The sequence below is a fragment of the Rhizobium sp. H4 genome (assembly GCF_003013335.1).
In the GTDB taxonomy this organism is placed as follows: domain Bacteria; phylum Pseudomonadota; class Alphaproteobacteria; order Rhizobiales; family Rhizobiaceae; genus Rhizobium; species Rhizobium sophoriradicis.
The window spans coordinates 195,472-214,190 of record NZ_PSOW01000011.1 but is presented as its reverse complement, the minus strand read 5'-3'; the positions used below and the strand labels follow the sequence as shown (position 1 = coordinate 214,190).

At 61.6% G+C, this 18,719-nt stretch carries 20 protein-coding genes; 5 read left to right on the top strand and 15 right to left on the bottom strand.

Annotated elements, in window-relative coordinates; all coding sequences use genetic code 11:
* Positions 1 to 4: 4 nt before the first annotated feature.
* From C4N04_RS18865 to C4N04_RS18850, 4 genes are all read right to left on the bottom strand, one after another.
* Complete coding sequence (locus C4N04_RS18865; RefSeq protein WP_106796720.1) at positions 5 to 1,111, bottom strand: ABC transporter ATP-binding protein; 1,107 nt, start codon at positions 1,109 to 1,111, stop codon at positions 5 to 7.
* A 4-nt stretch (positions 1,112 to 1,115) separates the two neighbouring features.
* The gene (locus C4N04_RS18860) at positions 1,116 to 2,060 is read right to left on the bottom strand and encodes a carbohydrate ABC transporter permease (protein ID WP_106796719.1); all 945 of its coding nucleotides are present in this window, start codon (positions 2,058 to 2,060) and stop codon (positions 1,116 to 1,118) included.
* Positions 2,053 to 2,958: a sugar ABC transporter permease gene (locus C4N04_RS18855; protein WP_038689458.1), complete on the bottom strand. Its 906-nt coding sequence runs from the start codon at positions 2,956 to 2,958 to the stop codon at positions 2,053 to 2,055. The genes C4N04_RS18860 and C4N04_RS18855 overlap by 8 nt, the downstream gene beginning before the upstream one ends.
* 141 nt (positions 2,959 to 3,099) lie before the next feature.
* Positions 3,100 to 4,332: an ABC transporter substrate-binding protein gene (locus C4N04_RS18850; RefSeq protein ID WP_086156239.1), complete on the bottom strand. Its 1,233-nt coding sequence runs from the start codon at positions 4,330 to 4,332 to the stop codon at positions 3,100 to 3,102.
* A 454-nt stretch (positions 4,333 to 4,786) separates the two neighbouring features.
* On the opposite strand from C4N04_RS18850, the gene C4N04_RS18845 reads away from it, so the two are divergent.
* The 3 genes from C4N04_RS18845 to C4N04_RS18835 all read left to right on the top strand — a co-directional run bounded on the left by C4N04_RS18845 (position 4,787) and on the right by C4N04_RS18835 (position 7,748).
* Positions 4,787 to 5,830 (top strand): LacI family transcriptional regulator, encoded by a 1,044-nt coding sequence (locus C4N04_RS18845; RefSeq protein WP_038689462.1) that lies wholly within the window; start codon positions 4,787 to 4,789, stop codon positions 5,828 to 5,830.
* A gap of 193 nt (positions 5,831 to 6,023) precedes the next feature.
* Positions 6,024 to 6,638, top strand: a complete 615-nt coding sequence (locus C4N04_RS18840) for a C39 family peptidase (protein ID WP_106796718.1) — start codon at positions 6,024 to 6,026, stop codon at positions 6,636 to 6,638.
* Between the two features lie 33 nt (positions 6,639 to 6,671).
* Complete coding sequence (locus tag C4N04_RS18835; protein WP_106796717.1) at positions 6,672 to 7,748, top strand: D-alanine--D-alanine ligase family protein; 1,077 nt, start codon at positions 6,672 to 6,674, stop codon at positions 7,746 to 7,748.
* A 35-nt stretch (positions 7,749 to 7,783) separates the two neighbouring features.
* Here the strand turns inward: C4N04_RS18835 and C4N04_RS18830 are convergent, their stop codons facing one another.
* The 4 genes from C4N04_RS18830 to gndA all read right to left on the bottom strand — a co-directional run bounded on the left by C4N04_RS18830 (position 7,784) and on the right by gndA (position 11,108).
* Positions 7,784 to 8,401, bottom strand: coding sequence for a class I SAM-dependent methyltransferase (locus tag C4N04_RS18830; protein WP_096761876.1), 618 nt, complete (start codon positions 8,399 to 8,401; stop codon positions 7,784 to 7,786).
* A 93-nt stretch (positions 8,402 to 8,494) separates the two neighbouring features.
* Positions 8,495 to 9,004, bottom strand: coding sequence for a GNAT family N-acetyltransferase (locus C4N04_RS18825; protein ID WP_096761877.1), 510 nt, complete (start codon positions 9,002 to 9,004; stop codon positions 8,495 to 8,497).
* Positions 9,005 to 9,019: 15 nt separating this feature from the next.
* A complete protein-coding gene (locus tag C4N04_RS18820) occupies positions 9,020 to 9,514 on the bottom strand; it encodes an N-acetyltransferase (protein WP_096761976.1) in 495 nt (164 codons plus the stop codon).
* 142 nt (positions 9,515 to 9,656) lie between these two features.
* The gene (gene gndA / locus C4N04_RS18815; protein WP_199852483.1) at positions 9,657 to 11,108 is read right to left on the bottom strand and encodes an NADP-dependent phosphogluconate dehydrogenase; all 1,452 of its coding nucleotides are present in this window, start codon (positions 11,106 to 11,108) and stop codon (positions 9,657 to 9,659) included.
* A gap of 239 nt (positions 11,109 to 11,347) precedes the next feature.
* On the opposite strand from gndA, the gene C4N04_RS18810 reads away from it, so the two are divergent.
* Both C4N04_RS18810 and C4N04_RS18805 read left to right on the top strand, forming a co-directional pair.
* On the top strand, positions 11,348 to 11,746 hold the full coding sequence (locus tag C4N04_RS18810; RefSeq protein ID WP_009994822.1) for a hypothetical protein: 399 nt from the start codon (positions 11,348 to 11,350) through the stop codon (positions 11,744 to 11,746).
* Positions 11,747 to 12,106, top strand: a complete 360-nt coding sequence (locus tag C4N04_RS18805; protein ID WP_004669769.1) for a VOC family protein — start codon at positions 11,747 to 11,749, stop codon at positions 12,104 to 12,106.
* A 5-nt stretch (positions 12,107 to 12,111) separates the two neighbouring features.
* Here the strand turns inward: C4N04_RS18805 and C4N04_RS18800 are convergent, their stop codons facing one another.
* From C4N04_RS18800 to C4N04_RS18770, 7 genes are all read right to left on the bottom strand, one after another.
* On the bottom strand, positions 12,112 to 12,804 hold the full coding sequence (locus C4N04_RS18800; protein ID WP_183757606.1) for a PAS domain-containing protein: 693 nt from the start codon (positions 12,802 to 12,804) through the stop codon (positions 12,112 to 12,114).
* A 175-nt stretch (positions 12,805 to 12,979) separates the two neighbouring features.
* Positions 12,980 to 13,912 carry a lipid A biosynthesis lauroyl acyltransferase gene (locus C4N04_RS18795; protein WP_009990509.1) on the bottom strand — a complete coding sequence of 311 codons (933 nt, stop codon included), beginning with the start codon at positions 13,910 to 13,912 and terminating at the stop codon, positions 12,980 to 12,982.
* Positions 13,913 to 13,918: 6 nt separating this feature from the next.
* Positions 13,919 to 14,947 carry a zinc-binding dehydrogenase gene (locus C4N04_RS18790; protein ID WP_106796715.1) on the bottom strand — a complete coding sequence of 343 codons (1,029 nt, stop codon included), beginning with the start codon at positions 14,945 to 14,947 and terminating at the stop codon, positions 13,919 to 13,921.
* A gap of 56 nt (positions 14,948 to 15,003) precedes the next feature.
* On the bottom strand, positions 15,004 to 16,290 hold the full coding sequence (locus C4N04_RS18785) for a beta-ketoacyl-ACP synthase (protein ID WP_009993082.1): 1,287 nt from the start codon (positions 16,288 to 16,290) through the stop codon (positions 15,004 to 15,006).
* 10 nt (positions 16,291 to 16,300) lie between these two features.
* Positions 16,301 to 17,506, bottom strand: a complete 1,206-nt coding sequence (locus C4N04_RS18780; RefSeq protein ID WP_077989318.1) for a beta-ketoacyl-ACP synthase — start codon at positions 17,504 to 17,506, stop codon at positions 16,301 to 16,303.
* On the bottom strand, positions 17,503 to 17,985 hold the full coding sequence (locus C4N04_RS18775; RefSeq protein WP_077989319.1) for a 3-hydroxyacyl-ACP dehydratase FabZ family protein: 483 nt from the start codon (positions 17,983 to 17,985) through the stop codon (positions 17,503 to 17,505). The genes C4N04_RS18780 and C4N04_RS18775 overlap by 4 nt, the downstream gene beginning before the upstream one ends.
* Positions 17,986 to 18,101: 116 nt before the next feature.
* The gene (locus C4N04_RS18770; RefSeq protein ID WP_199852482.1) at positions 18,102 to 18,380 is read right to left on the bottom strand and encodes an acyl carrier protein; all 279 of its coding nucleotides are present in this window, start codon (positions 18,378 to 18,380) and stop codon (positions 18,102 to 18,104) included.
* Between the last annotated feature and the right edge of the window lie 339 nt (positions 18,381 to 18,719).

The window sequence follows — 18,719 nt, the reverse complement described above, 5'->3', positions numbered from 1 at the left end:
CCTTCTAAAGCCGCAGCTCGCTCTCCGCATCGAACAGCGACGCCAGCGCCATGTCGAAACTGAGCTTCACCTTGGCTCCGACGTTGAAGCGGCGGGCACCATTGACGCGGACCGACATCGTGTGACCGGCATGTTTCAGCCACAGAAGATTGTCCGCACCCATTGGCTCCTCGATATCGACGGTCGCGTCATGTTCTTCGCCGCCGGCGTTCTCGTTGACCTTGATGTGCTCGGGACGAACGCCGAGCACCACTTTGCGGCCGGGCTGCAGCGCTTCGTTGGCATCGTAAGCGGCCAGCGAGAAGTTGACGCCGTTGGCCGTAAAGGCGATGCCGTCGCCTGATTTGACCAGTTCACCGCGCAGGAAATTCATTGACGGCGAGCCGATGAAGCCGGCGACGAAGAGGTTGCGCGGCCGGTTATAGATCGTCGTCGGATCATCGAGCTGCTGGATGATGCCGCTCTTCATGATGGCGATGCGGTCGGCCAGCGTCAGCGCCTCGATCTGGTCGTGCGTGACGTAGATCATCGTATTCTGCAGCGACTGGTGCAGGCGCTTGATCTCGACGCGCAGCTCCGAGCGCAGCTTGGCATCGAGGTTGGAGAGCGGCTCGTCAAACAGGAAGACGTCGACATCGCGCACCAGCGCCCGTCCGATTGCCACACGCTGGCGCTGACCGCCGGAAAGCTCGGCCGGTTTTCGCTTCAGGAGCGGCTGGATCTGCAGGATCTCTGCAGCGCGCGCCACGCGCTTGTCGATCTCGGCCTGCGGCACCTTGGCAACGCGAAGGCCGAAAGAGAGGTTTTTCTCGACCGTCATCTGCGGATAGAGCGCGTAGGACTGGAAGACCATCCCGATGCCGCGGTCCTTTGGCTCCTCCCAGGTGACGTTCTTGCCCTTGATGAATATCTGGCCTTCCGAAGCATCGAGCAAGCCGGCAATGCAGTTCAGCAAGGTCGACTTGCCGCAGCCGGATGAGCCGAGCAGCACAAGGAATTCGCCGTCATTGATGTCGAGGTTGAGATCCTTCAGCACGCTGACTGATCCGAAGTTCAGCGACAGATCCCTGATCGAGACGCTCGAATTGGAGACAGTAGAATTCATGTTCATGTGATCACCCCTTCACTGCGCCGGCGGCGATGCCGCGAACGAAAAGCCGTCCCGAGACGAAATAGACGATCAGCGGCACCAGGCCGGTCAGGATCGTCGCCGCCATGTTGACGTTGTATTCCTTCACGCCCTGGACGGAATTGACGATGTTGTTGAGCTGCACGGTCATCGGATAGGTATCGGGCCGGGTAAAGACCACGCCGAACAGGAAGTCGTTCCAGATGCCGGTCACCTGCAGGATCATCGCCACGACGAAGATCGGCAGTGACATCGGCAGCATGATCTTCAGGAAAACCTGCCAGAAACCCGCGCCGTCGACACGCGCCGCCTTGAACAGCTCCTCCGGCAGCGACACGAAATAGTTGCGGAACAGCAGTGTCAGGATCGGCATGCCGAAGATCGAATGCACGATGACGAGACCTGTCAGCGTGCCGTAGATGCCAATTTCGCGCAGGATGATGACGATCGGATAGATCATCACCTGATAGGGAATGAAAGCTCCGATGATCAGGATCGAGAAGAAGAGCTCAGACCCTTTGAACCGCCAGTTCGCCAGCGCATAGCCGTTCACCGAGGCGATCGCGATCGAGATGATCACAGACGGCACCGTGATGCGCACGGAGTTCCAGAAACCGCGTGACAGGCCATCGCAGTTCAAGCCCGTGCAGGCCTCCGCCCAGGCCTTCACCCAGGGTTGAAATGTGATTTCCATCGGCGGCGAAAAGATATTGCCAAGACGGATTTCCGGCATGCCTTTCAGGGAGGTGACGACCATCACGTAGAGCGGCAGCAGATAATAAAGCGCCGCGATGGTCAGCGTGCCGTAGAGCATGATGTTACGCGGCGACAATGCCGGGCGCGGCTTTGGACCGGTCGGTCCGTCGCCGAGCCTCCCTGAGACGGCGTCGATGCCAGCCGCCGTGGTGTTGAGAGTTCCAATATTAGCCACGCTTGCGCCCTCCTCCGAATTCCAGATAGGCCCACGGAACGATGATGATCGCGACCGTGACCAGCATCATGGTCGATGCGGCGAAGCCCTGCCCCAGATTCTGCGCCTGGAACATGTAGTCGTAGACGTATTTGGCGGGCACTTCCGAGGAGATACCCGGGCCGCCCGATGTTTGCGCCACGACGAGATCGTAAACCTTGACGATGCCGGAGGCGATGATGACGATCGTCGTGATGAAGACCGGCCGCATCATCGGTATGACGATGAGGAGATAGGTCTTCCACATCGGAATGCCGTCGACACGCGCCGCTTTCCAAATATCCTCATCGATACCGCGCAGGCCGGCAAGCATCAGGCACATGACCAGCCCCGTGCCCTGCCACAGCGCCGCAATCAGAATGCCGTAGATGACGATCTCGGGAGTGTAGAGCGGATTGAAGGTGAAGCTCGTCCAGCCGAGCGAGCGCACGACCGACTGGATGCCGAAGTCCGGGTTCAGAACCCATTGCCACACGAGGCCCGTCACGATGAAGGACAGCGCGAAAGGATAAAGAAAAATGGTACGGAAGGTATTTTCAAACCGGATCTTCTGGTCCATCAGCGCAGCCAGCAGGAAGCCGATAACCAGGCTGAAAATCAGCGAGAGAATACCGTAGAGGGCGAGGTTCTCGATCGCTGTCACCCAGCGCGGCGCGGCCCAGAGCCGCTCGTATTGATCGAAACCGACGAAGCTCAACCGCGGAAGGAGCTTCGAATTGGTGAAGGAATAAAACACCGTCCAGAGCGTGCCGCCGACAAAAATTACCAGCGCTGTCAGGATCATCGGGATGGACGCAATCTTGGCGTTCAGATTGCGTAATAACTTGCTTGGCCGGCCTGCTTGCGCTTGACCCGTCATGAGCTCTTCTCCTCAAATGGCAGCTGCGGCCGATGACCGCCTTCTTTCATCCCCACCCTGCGACCTGCCGGGAGTACCGGCGAGACCATCCGGGGGATCCGGCTCCGAGGAGCCGGATCGCAAGGACAGCAAATCTGCCGGTCAGTCGGCCGAAGAAATGATTTCGGCGAAACGCTTCTGAGCGTCTTCCGGCGTCATCGACGGGTTGGCGAAGAATTCGGAGAAGAGGTCTTCCTTCTGCTTCTGGCTGTCGGCCGAAAGCAGCTGATCGGTACCCTGGATCACGTTGCCCTTCGCCAGGATATCGAGGCCCTTCTTCATGCAATCATTGGCGGCGGCGAGATCGACGTCGCCGCGCACCGGCAACGAGCCCTTCTTCAGGTTGAAGGCAACCTGAGTCTTGGGATCGAGCAGAGTCTTGGCAAGTACCGCCTGCGCCTTGGACTTTTCCTCATCCTTCAGCAGCGGGAAGTAGAAGGCGTCACCGCCGGTCGAGATGATCTCGTTGACGCCGAGGCCCGGCAGGCAGGTATAGTCCGTACCGGCCTTCTGGCCGGCGAGTGCGAATTCGCCCTGCGCCCAGTCACCCATGATCTGGCCGCCGGCCTTGCCCGTGATGACGAGGTTGGTCGCCTGGTTCCAATCCTGGACATTGCTGCCCTTGGACATGCGGCGGGCATCGTCGGCGGCCTTGAAGACCTTGGCAATCTCTGGACCGGCTGCAGCTTCGGCATCCTTGTCCTTGAAGACCTTGTTGAACGTATCCTTGCCGGCGATCGCGACCATCAGCACGTCGAAGGCGCCTGCGGCCTGCCACGGCTGACCGCCGACGGCGAGCGGGATGATGCCGGCCTTTTCAAGAGCCGGAGCAGCGGCGACGAACTCGTCCCAGTTTTTCGGAACTTCGACTCCGGCCTTCTTGAAGGCAGCATTGGAAAGCCACAGCCACTGCCAGGAATGGATGTTGACGGGAGCGCAATAGATCTTGCCGTCGATGGTGCAGGAGTCGAGCAGGCTCGACGGACGGATGATGTCCTTCCACTTCTCGGCAGTGGCGACATCGGTCAGATCGCGCATCAGGCCGGCCTGGACGAGCTCCTCGGCCTGGCGGCCGTGGTTAAACTGGGTCGCACCCATCGGGTCGCCGCCGGTGATGCGGCTGATCATGATCGGACGGGCGGTGCCGCCTGAACCGGCAATGGCGCCGTCGACCCAATGGTTGCCGGTGGCGTCGAATGCCTTGGCCAGCTCGGCGACGGCCGCGGATTCGCCGCCTGACGTCCACCAATGCGTGACTTCGAGATCGGTCGCGTTCGCGCTGATCGGAAGCGCGGCGGAAGCGGCAAGCACAGCCGCCATCATACGAATTTTCATGAGTTCTCCTCCCTCACTGAAACGTTGCCGGAAAAACTTAGATCAATCGATTTCCACACGCAACTGGCCGCCCCCAAATTTTTTGCCGAATGCCGGAATTGCTACTTCTGGCTGTTACAGGCTGCGCCGATGCTCTCATCATATCGCCGCATTATTAAGCAATACCGCATATGCACAATCAACTTATATACATGTAATATAAGGATCAATTCTGGCATCAAGAGCTACCGCTCGCTTTACCTTCTTCGCTGCTGCGGTAAAACCGGGCACAAATGACAGATTCAACCACCGGGAACAATGCCGCAATGCACATAAGAAAAAGCCCTCGACATTTCTACTGTATCGTTACAGATTGCGTCCCTCAGGGAGGCGCGATTTTGGCAGGCGACGGGCTTACGGCGCTTGAAAAAGCCTCTATAAGCGACACCAATTCGCGCGGGGCAGGCCTACAGGCATGGAAAGCAAGGGTAATTTCGAGAAAGCAGCATCGGTGCAGGCGGCACGCGAACGCCCGACATTGAAGACGATCGCCTTCATGACCGGACTGGGCGTAACGACGGTGTCGCGCGCGCTGAAGGATGCGCCGGATATCGGCGCCGAAACCAAGGAGCGGGTGCGCATGGTCGCCCGTCAACTCGGTTACCAGCCGAACAGGGCGGGTGTGCGCCTGCGCACCGGCAAGACCAATGTCATCGCCCTCGTCCTCAGCATCGACGAAGAGATCATGGGCTTCTCGAGCCAGATGGTCTTCGGCATCTCGGAGGTCCTGTCCGGCACGCCCTATCATATCGTCGTCACGCCGCATTCCCATAGCAAGGACCCGATGCTGCCGGTGCGCTATATTCTCGAGACCGGCTCGGCCGACGGTGTCATCATCTCGCGCATCGAGCCGGACGATCCGCGCGTACGGTTGCTGACCGAGCGCGGCATGCCCTTCGCCACGCATGGGCGCACCGATGCGGGTCTCACGCACCCCTTCCACGACTTCGACAACGAAGCCTTCGCCCATCAGGCCGTCGAAAAGCTCGTCCAGCGCGGCCGCCGGCGCATCGCCCTGCTCCAGCCGCCGAGCAAGCTCACTTATTACGCCCATATCCGCATCGGCTTCCAGACCGGTTTGCACGAGTACGGCGCGGAGGAAGTGCCGCTGCGCATCAACACCGATGCGCCGCTCGCCGACATTCGCGACGTCGTCGAGGTGATGATGCGTTCGGCGAACGCGCCTGACGGCATCGTCTGTTCCGCCGGCAGCGCGGCGATTGCCGTCAATGCCGGCATCGAGGCCGCCGGCAAGGCGCTGGGGCGCGATCTCGACATGGTTTCAAAGCAGTCGGTGCCGATCCTGAACTGGATCCGTCCCGAGATCATCACCGCCCAGGAGGACGTGCGCCAAGCCGGCCGCGAAATGGCCAAAGCCGTCATCGCCCGCATCGACGGCGTCGAGCCGGAACTGCTGCAGAGCATCAGCCAGCCCGTCTGGCCGGAGAGCAGCCGGTAGGCGGGACGGTGGGGTGAGATGCGCAGCGTTGCTCCTTGCATACATCGAACGCAAGCACGCCGGCCTCGAACATTGGTCGGCACCGATCTCCTGACGAAAAACGAGCCCTACCCTCGAATTCGCCAGCAGCCATCGGCTCGAAAAAAGCCAAGATTGCCCGCCATCTCAAGCCCAGCCACGGGGATTCGACATAATGCAAGAGAGCGGCGTGCCCTATTTCAGCCAATGGGAAACACCCGGCATGACGCTGCCGGTGCTTGCCGAGGGATGGCAAGCTCTGCTCAGCGATCCGCTCTGGCGCCAATCCGGAGCCGGCACGGTTGAGGAATATGCGCGCTGGGCGGTTAATGTCTGCGGCATGGCCTGTCTGAAGATGATCCTCGCCGCCCGTGGCGAAATCCATCCGACGCTCGAGCTTGCCCGCGTTTGCACCGCCTATGGCGGTTATGTCGTCAACGAGATCGATGCCTCGATCAAGGGACTGATCTATGCGCCCTTCGTGCGCTTCGCAGCCGAGCATTTCGGGCTCGGCGCCGAGACGATGACCGGCGTCGAGACATCGGCCATTCCTGACCTTCTGTCGAAGCGCCGGTTCTTCATCGCTTCGGTGCATTCGGCCATTCGCTGGCCGCAGCGCAAACCGCCGTCGAAGGGCGGACATCTGGTGCTGGTGACGGCAGCCTCGCAGCAAACGATCCGCTTCCACAATCCATCCGGCCATGACAAGGCGAGCCAGGCCGACGTGACGCTGCCGCTTGCCGTCTTCGACCGCTTCTTCGCCAATCGCGGCATATCGGTCGACGCCTGACCCTTTCAACACCTGATCCTTCCGGAGGCTTGCATGAACCCTTCCCCCAACAGGCTGCGCATCGCCGTGCTTTTCGGCGGCCGCTCGGCCGAGCACGAGGTTTCCATCCTTTCGGCAACCAACGTCATGGGTGCGCTCAAGCCCGAAAAGTATGACGCCTTTCCGATTTTCATCACTCGCGAGGGTCGGTGGCTCACGAGCGCCTTCCTGGACGGCGCCTTGGCGACACCATCATCGGGCACGGAAATCTGCCTCGTGCCGGGCGGCTGCGGCCGGGTGATGGCGATCCCCGCGAATGGCGCACCGCATGAGTTGGCGACGATCGACATGCTGTTTCCCGTGCTGCACGGCTTGCATGGCGAAGACGGGTCGGTACAGGGTGTGGCGCAGGTGGCGCGTGTGCCGCTGGCAGGTTGCGGCATCCTTGGTTCGGCCGCAGCGCTCGATAAAGAGATCGCCAAGCGGCTGCTCAGGGCGGCCGGCCTGCCGGTCGCCCGCGCCGTAACGATCCATGAAGGGACGACCCCGTCACTCGCAGCGCTCGAAGGCGAACTCGGCCTGCCGCTGTTCATCAAACCGGCGCGCCAGGGATCGTCGGTCGGCGTCGCCAAGGTCCATGCCAGCCAGGAATTCGCAGCCGCTCTTGCCGAAGCCTTCCGCCACGATCGCACCCTGCTTGCCGAGGAATTTATTGCCGGCCGCGAGATCGAATTCAGCGTGCTGGAGGATGCGGCTGGAAAGCTTTTCGTTTCACGCCCCGGCGAGATCGTCCCGGCGGAAAGCCACGGCTTCTACAGTTACGACGCGAAATACATCGACGAGACAGGCGCTGCGCTGAAGGTGCCGGCCGAGCTGCCGCCCGAGGTCGAGGCCGCGATGCGCGACGCGGCGGCAGAAGCCTTCCGGGCCGTTGGCTGCGACGGCATGGCACGCGTCGATTTCTTCCTGACCCCCGACATGCGCTTCGTCATCAATGAGCTCAACACCATCCCCGGCTTTACCGATATCAGCATGTATTCCAAGGCGATGGCGGCAAGCGGCGTCAGCTATGCCGAAGTCATCGACCGGCTGGTGGAACATGGCATAGCGCGCGCCGGCCGGACTGCCTGAGGCAATGTCGGAAAAGGATATCGGCGAGGTAAACCTCACTGTCTGCGAAAGACACACCATTGAAAGGACTGACGCCCGCCGCGGGGTGTCGTGTGCTCCTGGCGCCAGTCGCGTTCGAGCGCGAAGGCGGGGGAAAACTCGGTCGCAAGCACTGCCGCGTCGTAACGCTCCACTGGCAAGCCACTGCACCGCTCCGGCCCGTCCGGCGCGAAGGTCGCGATGATCATGATGCTTCCCGGTGCCGTAGCGGTTTCGAGCGCATGGCGATAGGCCAGCCGCTGCCCGGGATCGGTGAGGAAGTGAAAAACGGCCCGGTCGTGCCACACATCGTACCGGCGGTCAGGTCTCCATACGGTGACGTCGGCAACCAACCAGGTGATTCGAACAGCCTCGCCCCCGAGCCGCGCCTTGGCGACGTCGAGCGCCGGCCCGGCGATATCGAGCACAGTGAGATCCGACCAGCCGCGCTCGACGAGACGGTCGACAAGGCTCGATGCCCCGCCACCCACATCGATCAGCGAAGCCGTGGCCGGCAGTTGCAGCTCGTCGAGCACATGTAACGAAGGCCCGGGCGTCGGCTGATACCAGCTGACGCTATCGGCCGCTTTCGTGCGATAGACCTCGTCCCAGTGTTCCCGTTTCGCGTCCGTCATCCGGCACTCCATCTCTTGCAGAGCCCGATTCTTACCCATCAAGATGTAAGCATTGAGACGTCCGTCAACCGCGTTACGCCTGCGGGCATGATCTCACGAAGCCGAGTGACGATAGACGAGATCGGCAGGATCGGTTCGGGGCGCCGTGGGGTCGAGACGTGCCCCCAGCCGTTCGGCAACGGCAACGGATGCGGTATTGCCGGGAGCGATATAGCTGACGAGCGATGGGAGCTTGAGCGCTGAAAAGGCCCAGTCCCGCAGCGCCAGGGCTGCCTCGGTCGCATAACCACGGCCTTCATGGCCATCATAGACGAACCACCCCAACTCCTTCTCAGGAAAGAGCGGCCCATGATTGATCCCCACCTGGCCGACGCACTCGCCTTTCTCGGCTAGCTCGATCATCAGAGCTCCATGCCCGAAAAGCTGCCAGAGCGCCACGTCGTGACAAAACATCCCCCAAGCCGCCCGCAGATCGAACGGTCCGCCCATTCCGGCGGACCGCGGCGAAGCCATCAGCCCCGCATAGGCTTCGAAATCGTTGATCTCAGGCTTGCGGAGAAACAGCCGCTCGGTTCGAAGAGTGATCGCGCCGGTTCCGGGCATGTCATCGCCTTTCTGCTAGCTTTCGAACGCCGGAGCGAACCGAAGCATGCCGCTCGGCGCCGGCCCGTGGAGAACAATGTGCTGCACGAACCGCGTATCGAGATCGTGATAGCTGAGTCTCCCGTCGCTGGAGAAGCCCGCGCCGCGATAGACCTCGGGATTACCGATCAGCGCGCATCCGCTGGCGCCTATCTCCTCCAGCAATGCGAGCCCCTTTGCGATCAGCGCCTTGCCGATGCCCTGCCGCTGCCTCTCCGGCCTGACCGATATCGGACCCAGCCCGAACCAGCCGCCATGCACGCCGTCGATCCTCACCGGCGAAAACGCCACATGCCCCAGGATCTCGCCTTCCTCTTCGGCGACCAGCGAAATCGTCAGGTCGCCGCTCGCGCGAAGCCTCCGGATGATCTCCGCCTCCGTACCGTCGCTGTAAGGCATAGGCGCGAAGGCGATCGACGTCAGATCATGGATCGCGTCGATATCCGCCGGCGTCTCGTATCGGATTAGCATCTCCATCCATTCCTCGGGTGCACCAGATTAAGTCCTACACTTTTCCTCGCTTGCGCGCTGTTTTGCACCGGCGCAGTGGTACGCATAACCACGAAAAAGCCCGGCGCGGTGGCCGGGCTTCTCGATCTCTTTCCAGAAAACCTCAGAAGGTCGCCGCGCCGCTGCCCCAGGGGCCGTGGTGGAAATCCTTGCCATCAAGGCGGTCGAAGCCGTGGGCGCCGAAGAAATCGCGCTGGGCCTGGATGAGGTTCGCAGTTCCTCTGCCCTGGCGGTAGGCGTCGAAATAGGTGAGCGCCGAGGTCAGCGCCGGCACTGGCAGGCCGGCCGAGATGGCGGCAGCGACGACGCGGCGCAGCGCCGGGATCGATTCCTTGACCATTTCCGAGAAAGCCGGTGTGACTATCAGGTTCGCAGCATCCGGCGCCTTGGTGAAGGCCGAGGTGATCTCGTCAAGGAACTGCGAACGGATGATGCAGCCGGCGCGCCAGATTCTGGCGATTGTCGGCATCGGCAGCGACCAGTTGAACTCGCGCGAGGCTTCCGCCATCACGGCAAAACCCTGGGCGTAGGCGCCGATCTTGGCGGCAAAGAGCGCCAGTTCCAGATCCTTGTTGAGCTCGGGACCGTAGGCAATCGGGAAAGAAGCGGCCTGCGTGCCGAAAATCTTTTCGGCGGCTTCGCGCTGCGATTTCATCGAGGAAAGGCTGCGGGCGGCAACCGCGGCTTCGATCGCCGTTGCCGGAATACCCATGTTCTGCGCCTCGATCGCCGACCATTTGCCGGTACCCTTCTGGCCGGCCTTGTCGAGGATCATGTCGACCATCGGGCCGCCGGAAACCGGATCGGTTGCCGCCAGCACCTTCTCGGAAATCTCGATCAGGTAGGAGTTCAGCCGGCCCTTGTTCCATTCGCCGAAGATGCCGGAGATGTCGTAGGCGCTCTTGCCGAGGCCGTCGCGCAGGATGCCGTAGATTTCAGCGATCATCTGCATGTCGGCATATTCGATGCCGTTATGAATGGTCTTGACGAAATGGCCGGCGCCGTCATTGCCGAGCCAGGCGACGCAGGGCTCGTCATTGTAGCGGGCGGCAATCGAGGTCAGCACCTTTTCGACGCGCTTCCAGGACTCTTCGGTGCCGCCGACCATGATCGACGGGCCGTGGCGCGCACCTTCCTCGCCGCCGGATACACCCATGCCGATAAAGGTGAGATCGGTATCCTTGAGGCGGTCGAAGCGGGCGACGGTGTCGCGGAAATTGGCGTTGCCGGCATCGATCATGATATCGCCCTTGGACAGATGCGGGCGCAGCGCCTCCATCTGCTGGTCGACGGCGTCACCCGCCTTGATCATAATGATGATCGGCCGCGGCGGCCGGATCGCCTCGACGAATTCTTCGATGGTCTTGCAGGGAATGATCTGCTTTTTCAGATCGCCGGCGCTTTCGTAGAATTCGTCGGTTTTCTCAGGCGTGCGGTTGAACACCGCAATTTTATTGCCTTTCTCCGCGATGTTGAGCGCCAGGTTGGAGCCCATGACCGCAAGGCCGATCAGTCCGATTTCTGCCTTTTCCACGACAAACCTCCGATGTGTCATTTGGACCGGTGTTGTGGCACTGTCTCGCTCAAACGGCAAGTCTGCCAAGGGTCTAATCGGTTCGCAAAAGCCAATGAAATGAAGCTTTCAATACCGGCTTGTCCGACAACCTGCCTCTGATCGGCCAGCAGCAATGTGGTGTGACCTGCCCTTAGCGCATCTCTAATGCCCTGTCTCGTGTTATCATGGGTCGGGTGGGTTGTTACTCTCGCTCGATCAAGATCAAGGATCTGCAAGCCATGTCGACAATGCCTGCCAAAATCATCCACCAATCGATTGAGCGTGACTGGCGCGACGTCTATGAGTTCGCCGGCAAGCCGGAGAATATGCCGCTCTGGGCCTCCGGCCTCGCAAGCGGCCTTGAGCCAAATGGCGCCGACTGGATCGCCCATGGGGCTCTCGGCACTGTCAAGGTGAGCTTCGTGCCCGCCAATGAATTCGGCGTGATCGACCATACGGTGACGATCGAATCCGGTCTCAGGGTCTATAATGCATTGCGCATCGTGCCGAACGGCGATGGTTGCGAGATCATGTTTACGCTGCTGCGTCTGCCCGGCATGACCGACGCGCAGTTTTCCGCCGACGCCGCCCATGTCGAGAAGGACCTCGCCATGCTGAAAGCCCTGATGGAGAGATAAATGGCCGATAAGTCAGAAAACCACGACCGCCGCATCGATTATGTCGAGTTCAACGTCGCCGACATTGCCGCCGCCAAAGCCTTTTACGGCTCGGCCTTCGGCTGGCGTTTCACCGATTACGGTCCGAACTACTGCGAATTCGACGATGGCCGTCTCAAGGGCGGCTTCACCGATTTTGGACCCGTCCGGCCGGGCGGTCCGCTTGTTGTCGTCTACGCCAATGATCTGGAGGAGGTGCTGACGTCGGTCGAAAGAGCCGGCGGCACGATCTGCCGGCCGATCACGGATTTTCCCGGCGGCCGCCGCTTCCATTTCCTTGATAGAGACGGTTATGAGCTCGCCGTCTGGGCGACTGCCTGATCTGATTACTGGCCCATCACGATCAGAGCACCGATCACGGTGCCGCCGCCGTCGCGCAGCGGCGACATGCGACAGCGCACCTGCCGCGACGCGCGGCCGCCGGCCGCCCGCTCATAAGTGTAGTCGATCTGCTTGCCGGCAAAGCAGGCGTCCAGCTTATGTTTGGCGCATCCGGCAAAGCGTTCTTCGCCGATGAATTCGGAAATGTGCCGGCCAATGAGTTCCATCGGCTTCCTGTTGAGATGGGCGCTGTTGGCCGCATTGGAATAGAGATAGCGATAGTCCCTGGTCAGCACCGCTACCCGATCCGGCAGGCTCTCGAGGATCGCTGCATTGAGAAACTGGCCATTGTCGGTGTCGGGTTCATAGGCTGCCGGCGGTTCAATGCGCACATCCTGCGGCGAAGGCACCCGCCAGCCCGGCCCATGAGTGCCGAAATAGCGGTCGAGCAGGTAGGAAAGCACCGTCGTATGTTCTCGGACGCTGGCACTGTCGTCGGCATCCCGGGCGATGAGATGGCTGACGAACTGCAATTGCATATACACTTCCAGCAGATTGGTTGCCCGGCATGCCAGGATCGCCTCGACCAGCGGCTCGACATGCCGGTCGAGCGACATGACGCGCTGATCGTCGCCGAGGCGTATGGCTTCCTCTATTTGCGCGTAGCGCAAGGAAAAGGCTCGAAAAAGCTCCAGCAAGACGCCTCCCACTCCCATTGTCCCAAGCGGCGTGTCCATAATCGATATGACTGCAACTGCGCCTTACGGTAGACTTTACTCGCGCCCTGGTGGTGACGGGTAACATGAAGTGTACTCGGTTTCAATCCGAGAGCACCTGCCGCTTTTCACCGCTGACAAATGGGGGTGGACCTTCTTACGCGAGCGTCTTCTTGATCTGCCAGCGGTCGTGATACCAGAGCCACTGCTCCGGATATTCCCGCACCCAACTCTCCACCTTGTCGTTGAGCAGCTGGGCGGCTGCCGGCAGGTCGAGATTGCCTTTCTGGTCGCGCGGCATATCGAGACGCGGTTCGATTTCCAGGCGGTAGCGGTTTCCCGGCAGGCGAATGCAGCGCGCCGGATAGACCTCGCAATCGAACTGGCGCACCAGTTTCGGCAACAGCGGATTGGTCTTGACCTCGCGCCCGAAGAAGGTGCCCTTCAGCCCCTTGCCGAATTTCTGGTCGACAAGCACGCCCACCCCCTGGCCCGCTTCCAGCTGACGCGCGAGCGCGAAGGAGGAACCGGCATGAGAGGGCACCAGCTTGCCCATGCGGGCGCTGCGGAAGTCGAAAACCTTCTTGGCGACGTAAGGGTTGTTCGGCGGCCGGAACAGCACGGTTACCGTCAGCCCGAAGGCAGCACCCGCCACTGGCAGCAGCTCGAAATTGGCGGTATGGCCGGTGAAGACGATGAAGGGGCGCGGATTGTCGCGCAGGTCGAGGAAGATCGGAATGCCCGAGACCTCCACCCTGCCCGGCTCCGATTTTTCAGGATCATAGTCGAACAGCTGGTCGAGGAAGACATATTCGGCCGCAAGCCTTCCCATATTGCCCCAGCTGGCGAGCGCGATCTCCTCGATCTCGGCCTCGCTCTTCTCGGGAAAGGCGTTGCGCAGATTGGTCAGCATCAGCTTATGGCGGCGGGTCCGCCGGCCGAGGCGGCGCATCACCTTATCGGCAAAGCGGATCGCGCCATCGGCCGGAAACAGCTTCAGCAGGTTCAGGAAGCCGAACATCGCCTGTGCCACCAGCCACTGCTGGAAATTCCTTAGCGCCAGCACGATTCGGGTGATGATCAGCTTCACGAGCGCTCAATCCATCTTCAGGATGATCTTGCCGAAGATCTGGCGCGATTCCATCCGCTCCAGAGCCCGATCGATATCGTCGAAGCCGACTTCGGTATCGATGACGGGATGGACGAGCCCGCGGCCCATCTTCTGCATCGCATCCGCCATGTTTTCCATGCGGCAGCCGAAGGAGCCGAGAAGCTTCAATTGCTGCTGGAACAGCATCATGAGGTTCATTTCGGTCGAAACGCCTGAAGTCGAGCCGCAGGTGACGAGACGCCCGCCGCGCTTCATGCAGAGCATCGAACCGGCCCAGGTATCCTTGCCCACATGTTCGAAGACGACGTCGACGCCCTTCTTCTTGGTGAGCTTGCGCACGACGCCTTCGAAGCGGTCGGTGCGGTAGTTGATGACGTGATCGGCGCCGAGTGCCTTGGCCTTCTCGATCTTGTCGTCGGAGCCGACAGTGGTGATGACGGTGCAGCCGATCTTCTTGGCAAGCTGGATCGCCGCCGTGCCGATGCCGGAGCCGCCGGCATGGACGAGGATCGTTTCGCTGGGCTCGAGCTTGGCATTGTCGAACAGCATGTGCTCGACCGTGCCGAAGGTGACCGGCGCAAGCGCCGCGCCGATAGCGTCAACGCCGGGAGGAGCCGGAACGAGCAGGCGCGCCGGCAGATTGACCTTCTCCTGCGCGAAACCGTCGAGATGGAAACCATGCACGCCGGAAACGTGTTCGCAGAGATTGTCGCGGCCTTCGCGGCACGGGCGGCAGAGCCCGCAGGTACGCGCGCCGTAAATCGAGACCAGTTGACCCGGCAACACGTTGGCGACACCCGGCCCGATCGCTTCGACGACGCCGGAGGCTTCCGCGCCGATGACGAGCGGCATCTTGCGCTTAGCGAAGGCCATGCCGCGCCAGCCCCAGACGTCGATATGGTTGAGCGCCACCGCCTTGACGCGCAGCGTCACCTCGCCGGCGGCCGGCGCCTCCGGTTCCGGCAGGTCGGTGATCTCCAGCTTGCGGTCGTCGATCAGTTGCAAAGCGCGCATGGCAAAACCCCTCGCCTCGAAGGCGTCATCTCATCTCGAAAATTGTCGGGAACCGCTTAAGCCGGTTCGAGCGCCATGACAAGGCTGGCATTCTGCCCGCCGAAGCCGAAGGAGTTGGAAAGCACGGCCGAAACCTGGGCTTCCCTCTTCTTGTTCGGCACGACATCGAGCACGATCGACGGGTCGGGATTGTTGTAGTTGATCGTCGGCGGCAGCGTGCCCGTCAGCATCGTCTGCAGCGAGAACACCGCCTCGACCGCGCCAGCCGCCGTCAGCGTATGGCCGATCATCGACTTGTTCGACGAAACCGGAATGCCGACCAGCCGTTCGCCGAAGACGGCGGACATGGCGCCATATTCCATCTTGTCGTTTTCAGGCGTCGAGGTGCCGTGCGCGTTGATGTAGCCGATGCCGCTCTCGTCGATACCCGCATCGGCAAGGGCCGCGCGGATCGTCGCAATCGCCGGGCCGCCGTCGGGCGAAGACCGGGTACGGTGGAAGCTGTCGGCCTTGTCGCCGGCACCCTTCATGATTCCGAGCACCTTGGCGCCGCGAGCGACCGCCGATTCCAGCGATTCCAGCACCAGCGTCGCAGCGCCTTCGGCGATGACGAAGCCGTCGCGATCCTTGCTGAACGGCTTGGAAGCCTTGGTCGGCGGATCGTTTTGCGTCGAGAGGGCCGACAGCAGCGAGAAGCGGATCAGCGCTTCGGCGCTCAGCGACCCATCCGTCGCAACAGTCAATGCGCGGTCGGTGCGGCCCTGGCGGATCGCCTCGATGCCGAGCTGGATCGCGGTCACGCCGGAAGCACAGGCCGTCGACAGGGTCACAGGCAGTCCGCGCGTGCCGAACCGGTCGGCAAGGCGTTCGGAAATCGCGCCGAACAGGGCCGCCTCGTGGAACGCCGGGTCGGGCCGCTGGCGCAGCGCCGTCAGGAAGCGCTCATAGGCATCACCGGGATGGTCGGCAGCCGGCGAACGGTCGGCAAGTTCGAAACGGGCGCTCCATTCGGGCTCGATCGGCGGCGCGGCAAGAAACAGCGGGCCGTTGAAATCGCCTGAAATACCGGCATCGGCCAGCGCCTCGATGGTCGTCTCGCGCGCAAAGGCATAGGAGCGCTCGACGGCGTTCGGCACCGGAATTTCTATGAAATCGACCGTGCCGGCGATCCGTGTCGACAGGCCTTCGGTCGGAAAGCGGTTGATCGCGTGGATACCCGAGGTGCCGGAAGAAAGGGCCGCCCAGTTGTCCTTCAGGCCCTGGCCCAGCGACGTGATGATGCCCATGCCCGTCACTGCGACGATCGGCCGGCCGAGATGATCCTTGTAAGCGGAAGCTGTCATATCTCTCTCCTCACGCCTCTGCGGAAAGAACGGCGACGCCCTCGCCGCGCTGGTGTCCGACTGTCGTTACGACGGCGGCTTTCGTGCCCGCCTTCATCGGCGCTTCATGAGCAGCGTCGAAGGGCGGAACCTTGGCCTTGGTATCGATGGCAAGGGCTGCGAGCGCCAGTCCCAGCGGGAAATGCGCCTCGATCGTGTGACCGGACACGCCGCCGAAGCCGCGGATTGCAGCGCCGGGAAGCTGATGTTCCAGCACCGCTTTTTCCCGGGCGGCGATTTCATGCATGCCGGTCGAGCCGGAGAAGATCGCCGTCGCCTCTGGCGGCAGCTCGGCGGCAGGCTTCAGCAGCCGCTCCATGCGCACTTCGAAATTGCCGCCGCTACGGCTGCCGCGGTCGCCTTCGACAGCGCTGATCGTCGCATAGATATGCGCGCCGCGCTCTTCCGCATGCTTGCGCGATTCCAGCACCAGGAAGGCACCGGCCGAACCAGTGATCATACCGCCGCCTTCGAGGCCGGAGCGCGACCAGAGCGGCGCCCATTCGTCGCGCGTATGCGCGCCGATCGCTTCAGTGAGCAGGATCATGTCGGGACGTTCGGCAGCAAAGGCGCCGCCGACGAGTGCGTGGGTGGATTCACCGGACCGGACGCGCCAGAAGGCCGTCTCGACGGCGGAAACGCCTGAAGCTTCCTCGCCCATGAAGGTGCGCGAGGAGCCGGTCACCTTGTGAACGATGGAGATATTGCCAGCCAGCAGGTTGGAAAGCTGCGCCAGGAACAGCGTCGGCCTGAGCTCCGTCGTCAGCTTCTCGTTGAGCAGCAGCTCGCGGTCGTTGCGCTTCAGGCCCTCGTCGACGATCAGCGTATCGACATTGATGTCGCGCTCGCCGCCGCCGGCCGCCACGATCATGTCCATCGTGCCGCAGGCCTCGATATTGTCCTTGAAGCCGGCATCGTCGAGCGCAAGCCCTGCGGCGAAGACGCCGATGCGCTGCCAGTTTTCCATCTGGCGCTGATCGCCGCGCTTGGCGATCTGCTGCGACCAGTCGATCTCGGGCAGCGGATGCACCGGATAGGGTTTGAACTTCTCGGTCTCGACCACCGTGTTCGGCGCGCCTTCGGCCGAAAGCAGCGCGATATGCGCCTCCTTGCCGACGCCCTGACAGGTAACGATGCCGACGCCCGAAATAACGACGTCGTTTGCAGCCTTGCTCATCCAATCACTCCCTGCGCTGCGATCGCTTCGAGAAGCCCGACTTCGCCGGCGCGTTTTTTCACGATATCGCCGAGCGGCACCTCGCTGAAGGGCATAGTGCGCAGTTTCAGCTGCGCATCGCAGACCTTCTTGCCGCCGCTGGTAATCTTGGCCTTGGTGACCGCGAAACCGGAACCGTCGTGCTCCAGCACCGCCTCGATATCGAGCACGGCTTCCGGCTCGACGAAGGTGCGCATCTTGGCGCCGTCAACCGACATCAGGAAGGGCATGGCGGCGAAATTGGTGGCTGCAAGCACCAGCATGCCGGAGGCCTGCGCCATGGTCTCGATCAAAAGCACGCCGGGAACGAGCGGCATGCCGGGAAAATGGCCGTCGAAAACGGGGCTTTTGGCCGGCACGACGGATCGCGCCGCAAGCGTGCCCTTCTTCAGGTCCACCGCTTCGACGCGGTCAATCATCTGGAAATATTCCAGCAGCATTCGGATCCTCCGGCCCGACGGGCAAAATCCGCCCGCCGGTGACGCCTACTTAGGAACGAAACCGCCCGGCCGCCATATCAAGGGCGGCAGGGCGTTCAAAAAAGACTGATATGTGCTCAGGCCTTGGCTGCTTTGAGCTCGTCAATCTTGGCACAGAGGTTCTTCAGCACGAAATATTCTTCGGTGGAAACCTTGCCTTCGTTGACTTCCTGCGTCCACTTTTCGAGCGGGATCTTGATGCCGAATTCCTTGTCGATCGCAAAGACGATGTCGAGGAAATCGAGGCTGTCGATACCGAGGTCGTCGATCGTATGGCTCTCCGGCGTGATCGTGGCACGATCGATCTCGCTGGTTTCTGCAATAATGTCGGCAACTTTATCGAATGTATCGGTCACGCGCTGTACCTCATGAAATGACGATTTAAACCCCCTCATAGGCAAATCCATTTCAAAAGCCAATGCTTTCGTCCGGGCGTTGCGGCAATTTGGCAATCGGGTGTTGCCTAAACAGCAATGGAGTGCCGGACGCTCCAGCGTGTTGCGCGAATCCCGAAAGGCGATGCAGGGCCCTCCCGGCGCGAGATGGGAGGCTGTCCGAATCAAATAGGTGACGCGCTCGATGCGACCAACATCCGCATCTGAGTTTGATCTGGATCAAATCGCGACGCCGGTCATTTGATAATCATCAAACCGCGCTGGAAGAAATGGAGATCGCGGTCCGGGCATGTCTCGCCA

Bases quoted from the DNA above. Each gene is read 5' to 3' on its own strand.
- C4N04_RS18865 (WP_106796720.1), bottom strand. From the start codon at position 1,111: ATGAACATGAATTCTACTGTCTCCAATTCGAGCGTCTCGATCAGGGAT.
- C4N04_RS18855 (WP_038689458.1), bottom strand. From the start codon at position 2,958: ATGACGGGTCAAGCGCAAGCAGGCCGGCCAAGCAAGTTATTACGCAAT.
- C4N04_RS18850 (WP_086156239.1), bottom strand. From the start codon at position 4,332: ATGAAAATTCGTATGATGGCGGCTGTGCTTGCCGCTTCCGCCGCGCTT.
- C4N04_RS18845 (WP_038689462.1), top strand. From the start codon at position 4,787: ATGGAAAGCAAGGGTAATTTCGAGAAAGCAGCATCGGTGCAGGCGGCA.
- C4N04_RS18840 (WP_106796718.1), top strand. From the start codon at position 6,024: ATGCAAGAGAGCGGCGTGCCCTATTTCAGCCAATGGGAAACACCCGGC.
- C4N04_RS18835 (WP_106796717.1), top strand. From the start codon at position 6,672: ATGAACCCTTCCCCCAACAGGCTGCGCATCGCCGTGCTTTTCGGCGGC.
- C4N04_RS18830 (WP_096761876.1), bottom strand. From the start codon at position 8,401: ATGACGGACGCGAAACGGGAACACTGGGACGAGGTCTATCGCACGAAA.
- C4N04_RS18825 (WP_096761877.1), bottom strand. From the start codon at position 9,004: ATGCCCGGAACCGGCGCGATCACTCTTCGAACCGAGCGGCTGTTTCTC.
- C4N04_RS18820 (WP_096761976.1), bottom strand. From the start codon at position 9,514: ATGCTAATCCGATACGAGACGCCGGCGGATATCGACGCGATCCATGAT.
- gndA (WP_199852483.1), bottom strand. From the start codon at position 11,108: ATGACACATCGGAGGTTTGTCGTGGAAAAGGCAGAAATCGGACTGATC.
- C4N04_RS18810 (WP_009994822.1), top strand. From the start codon at position 11,348: ATGTCGACAATGCCTGCCAAAATCATCCACCAATCGATTGAGCGTGAC.
- C4N04_RS18805 (WP_004669769.1), top strand. From the start codon at position 11,747: ATGGCCGATAAGTCAGAAAACCACGACCGCCGCATCGATTATGTCGAG.
- C4N04_RS18790 (WP_106796715.1), bottom strand. From the start codon at position 14,947: ATGCGCGCTTTGCAACTGATCGACGACCGCAAGCTGGAGATCACCGAC.
- C4N04_RS18785 (WP_009993082.1), bottom strand. From the start codon at position 16,290: ATGACAGCTTCCGCTTACAAGGATCATCTCGGCCGGCCGATCGTCGCA.
- C4N04_RS18780 (WP_077989318.1), bottom strand. From the start codon at position 17,506: ATGAGCAAGGCTGCAAACGACGTCGTTATTTCGGGCGTCGGCATCGTT.
- C4N04_RS18775 (WP_077989319.1), bottom strand. From the start codon at position 17,985: ATGCTGCTGGAATATTTCCAGATGATTGACCGCGTCGAAGCGGTGGAC.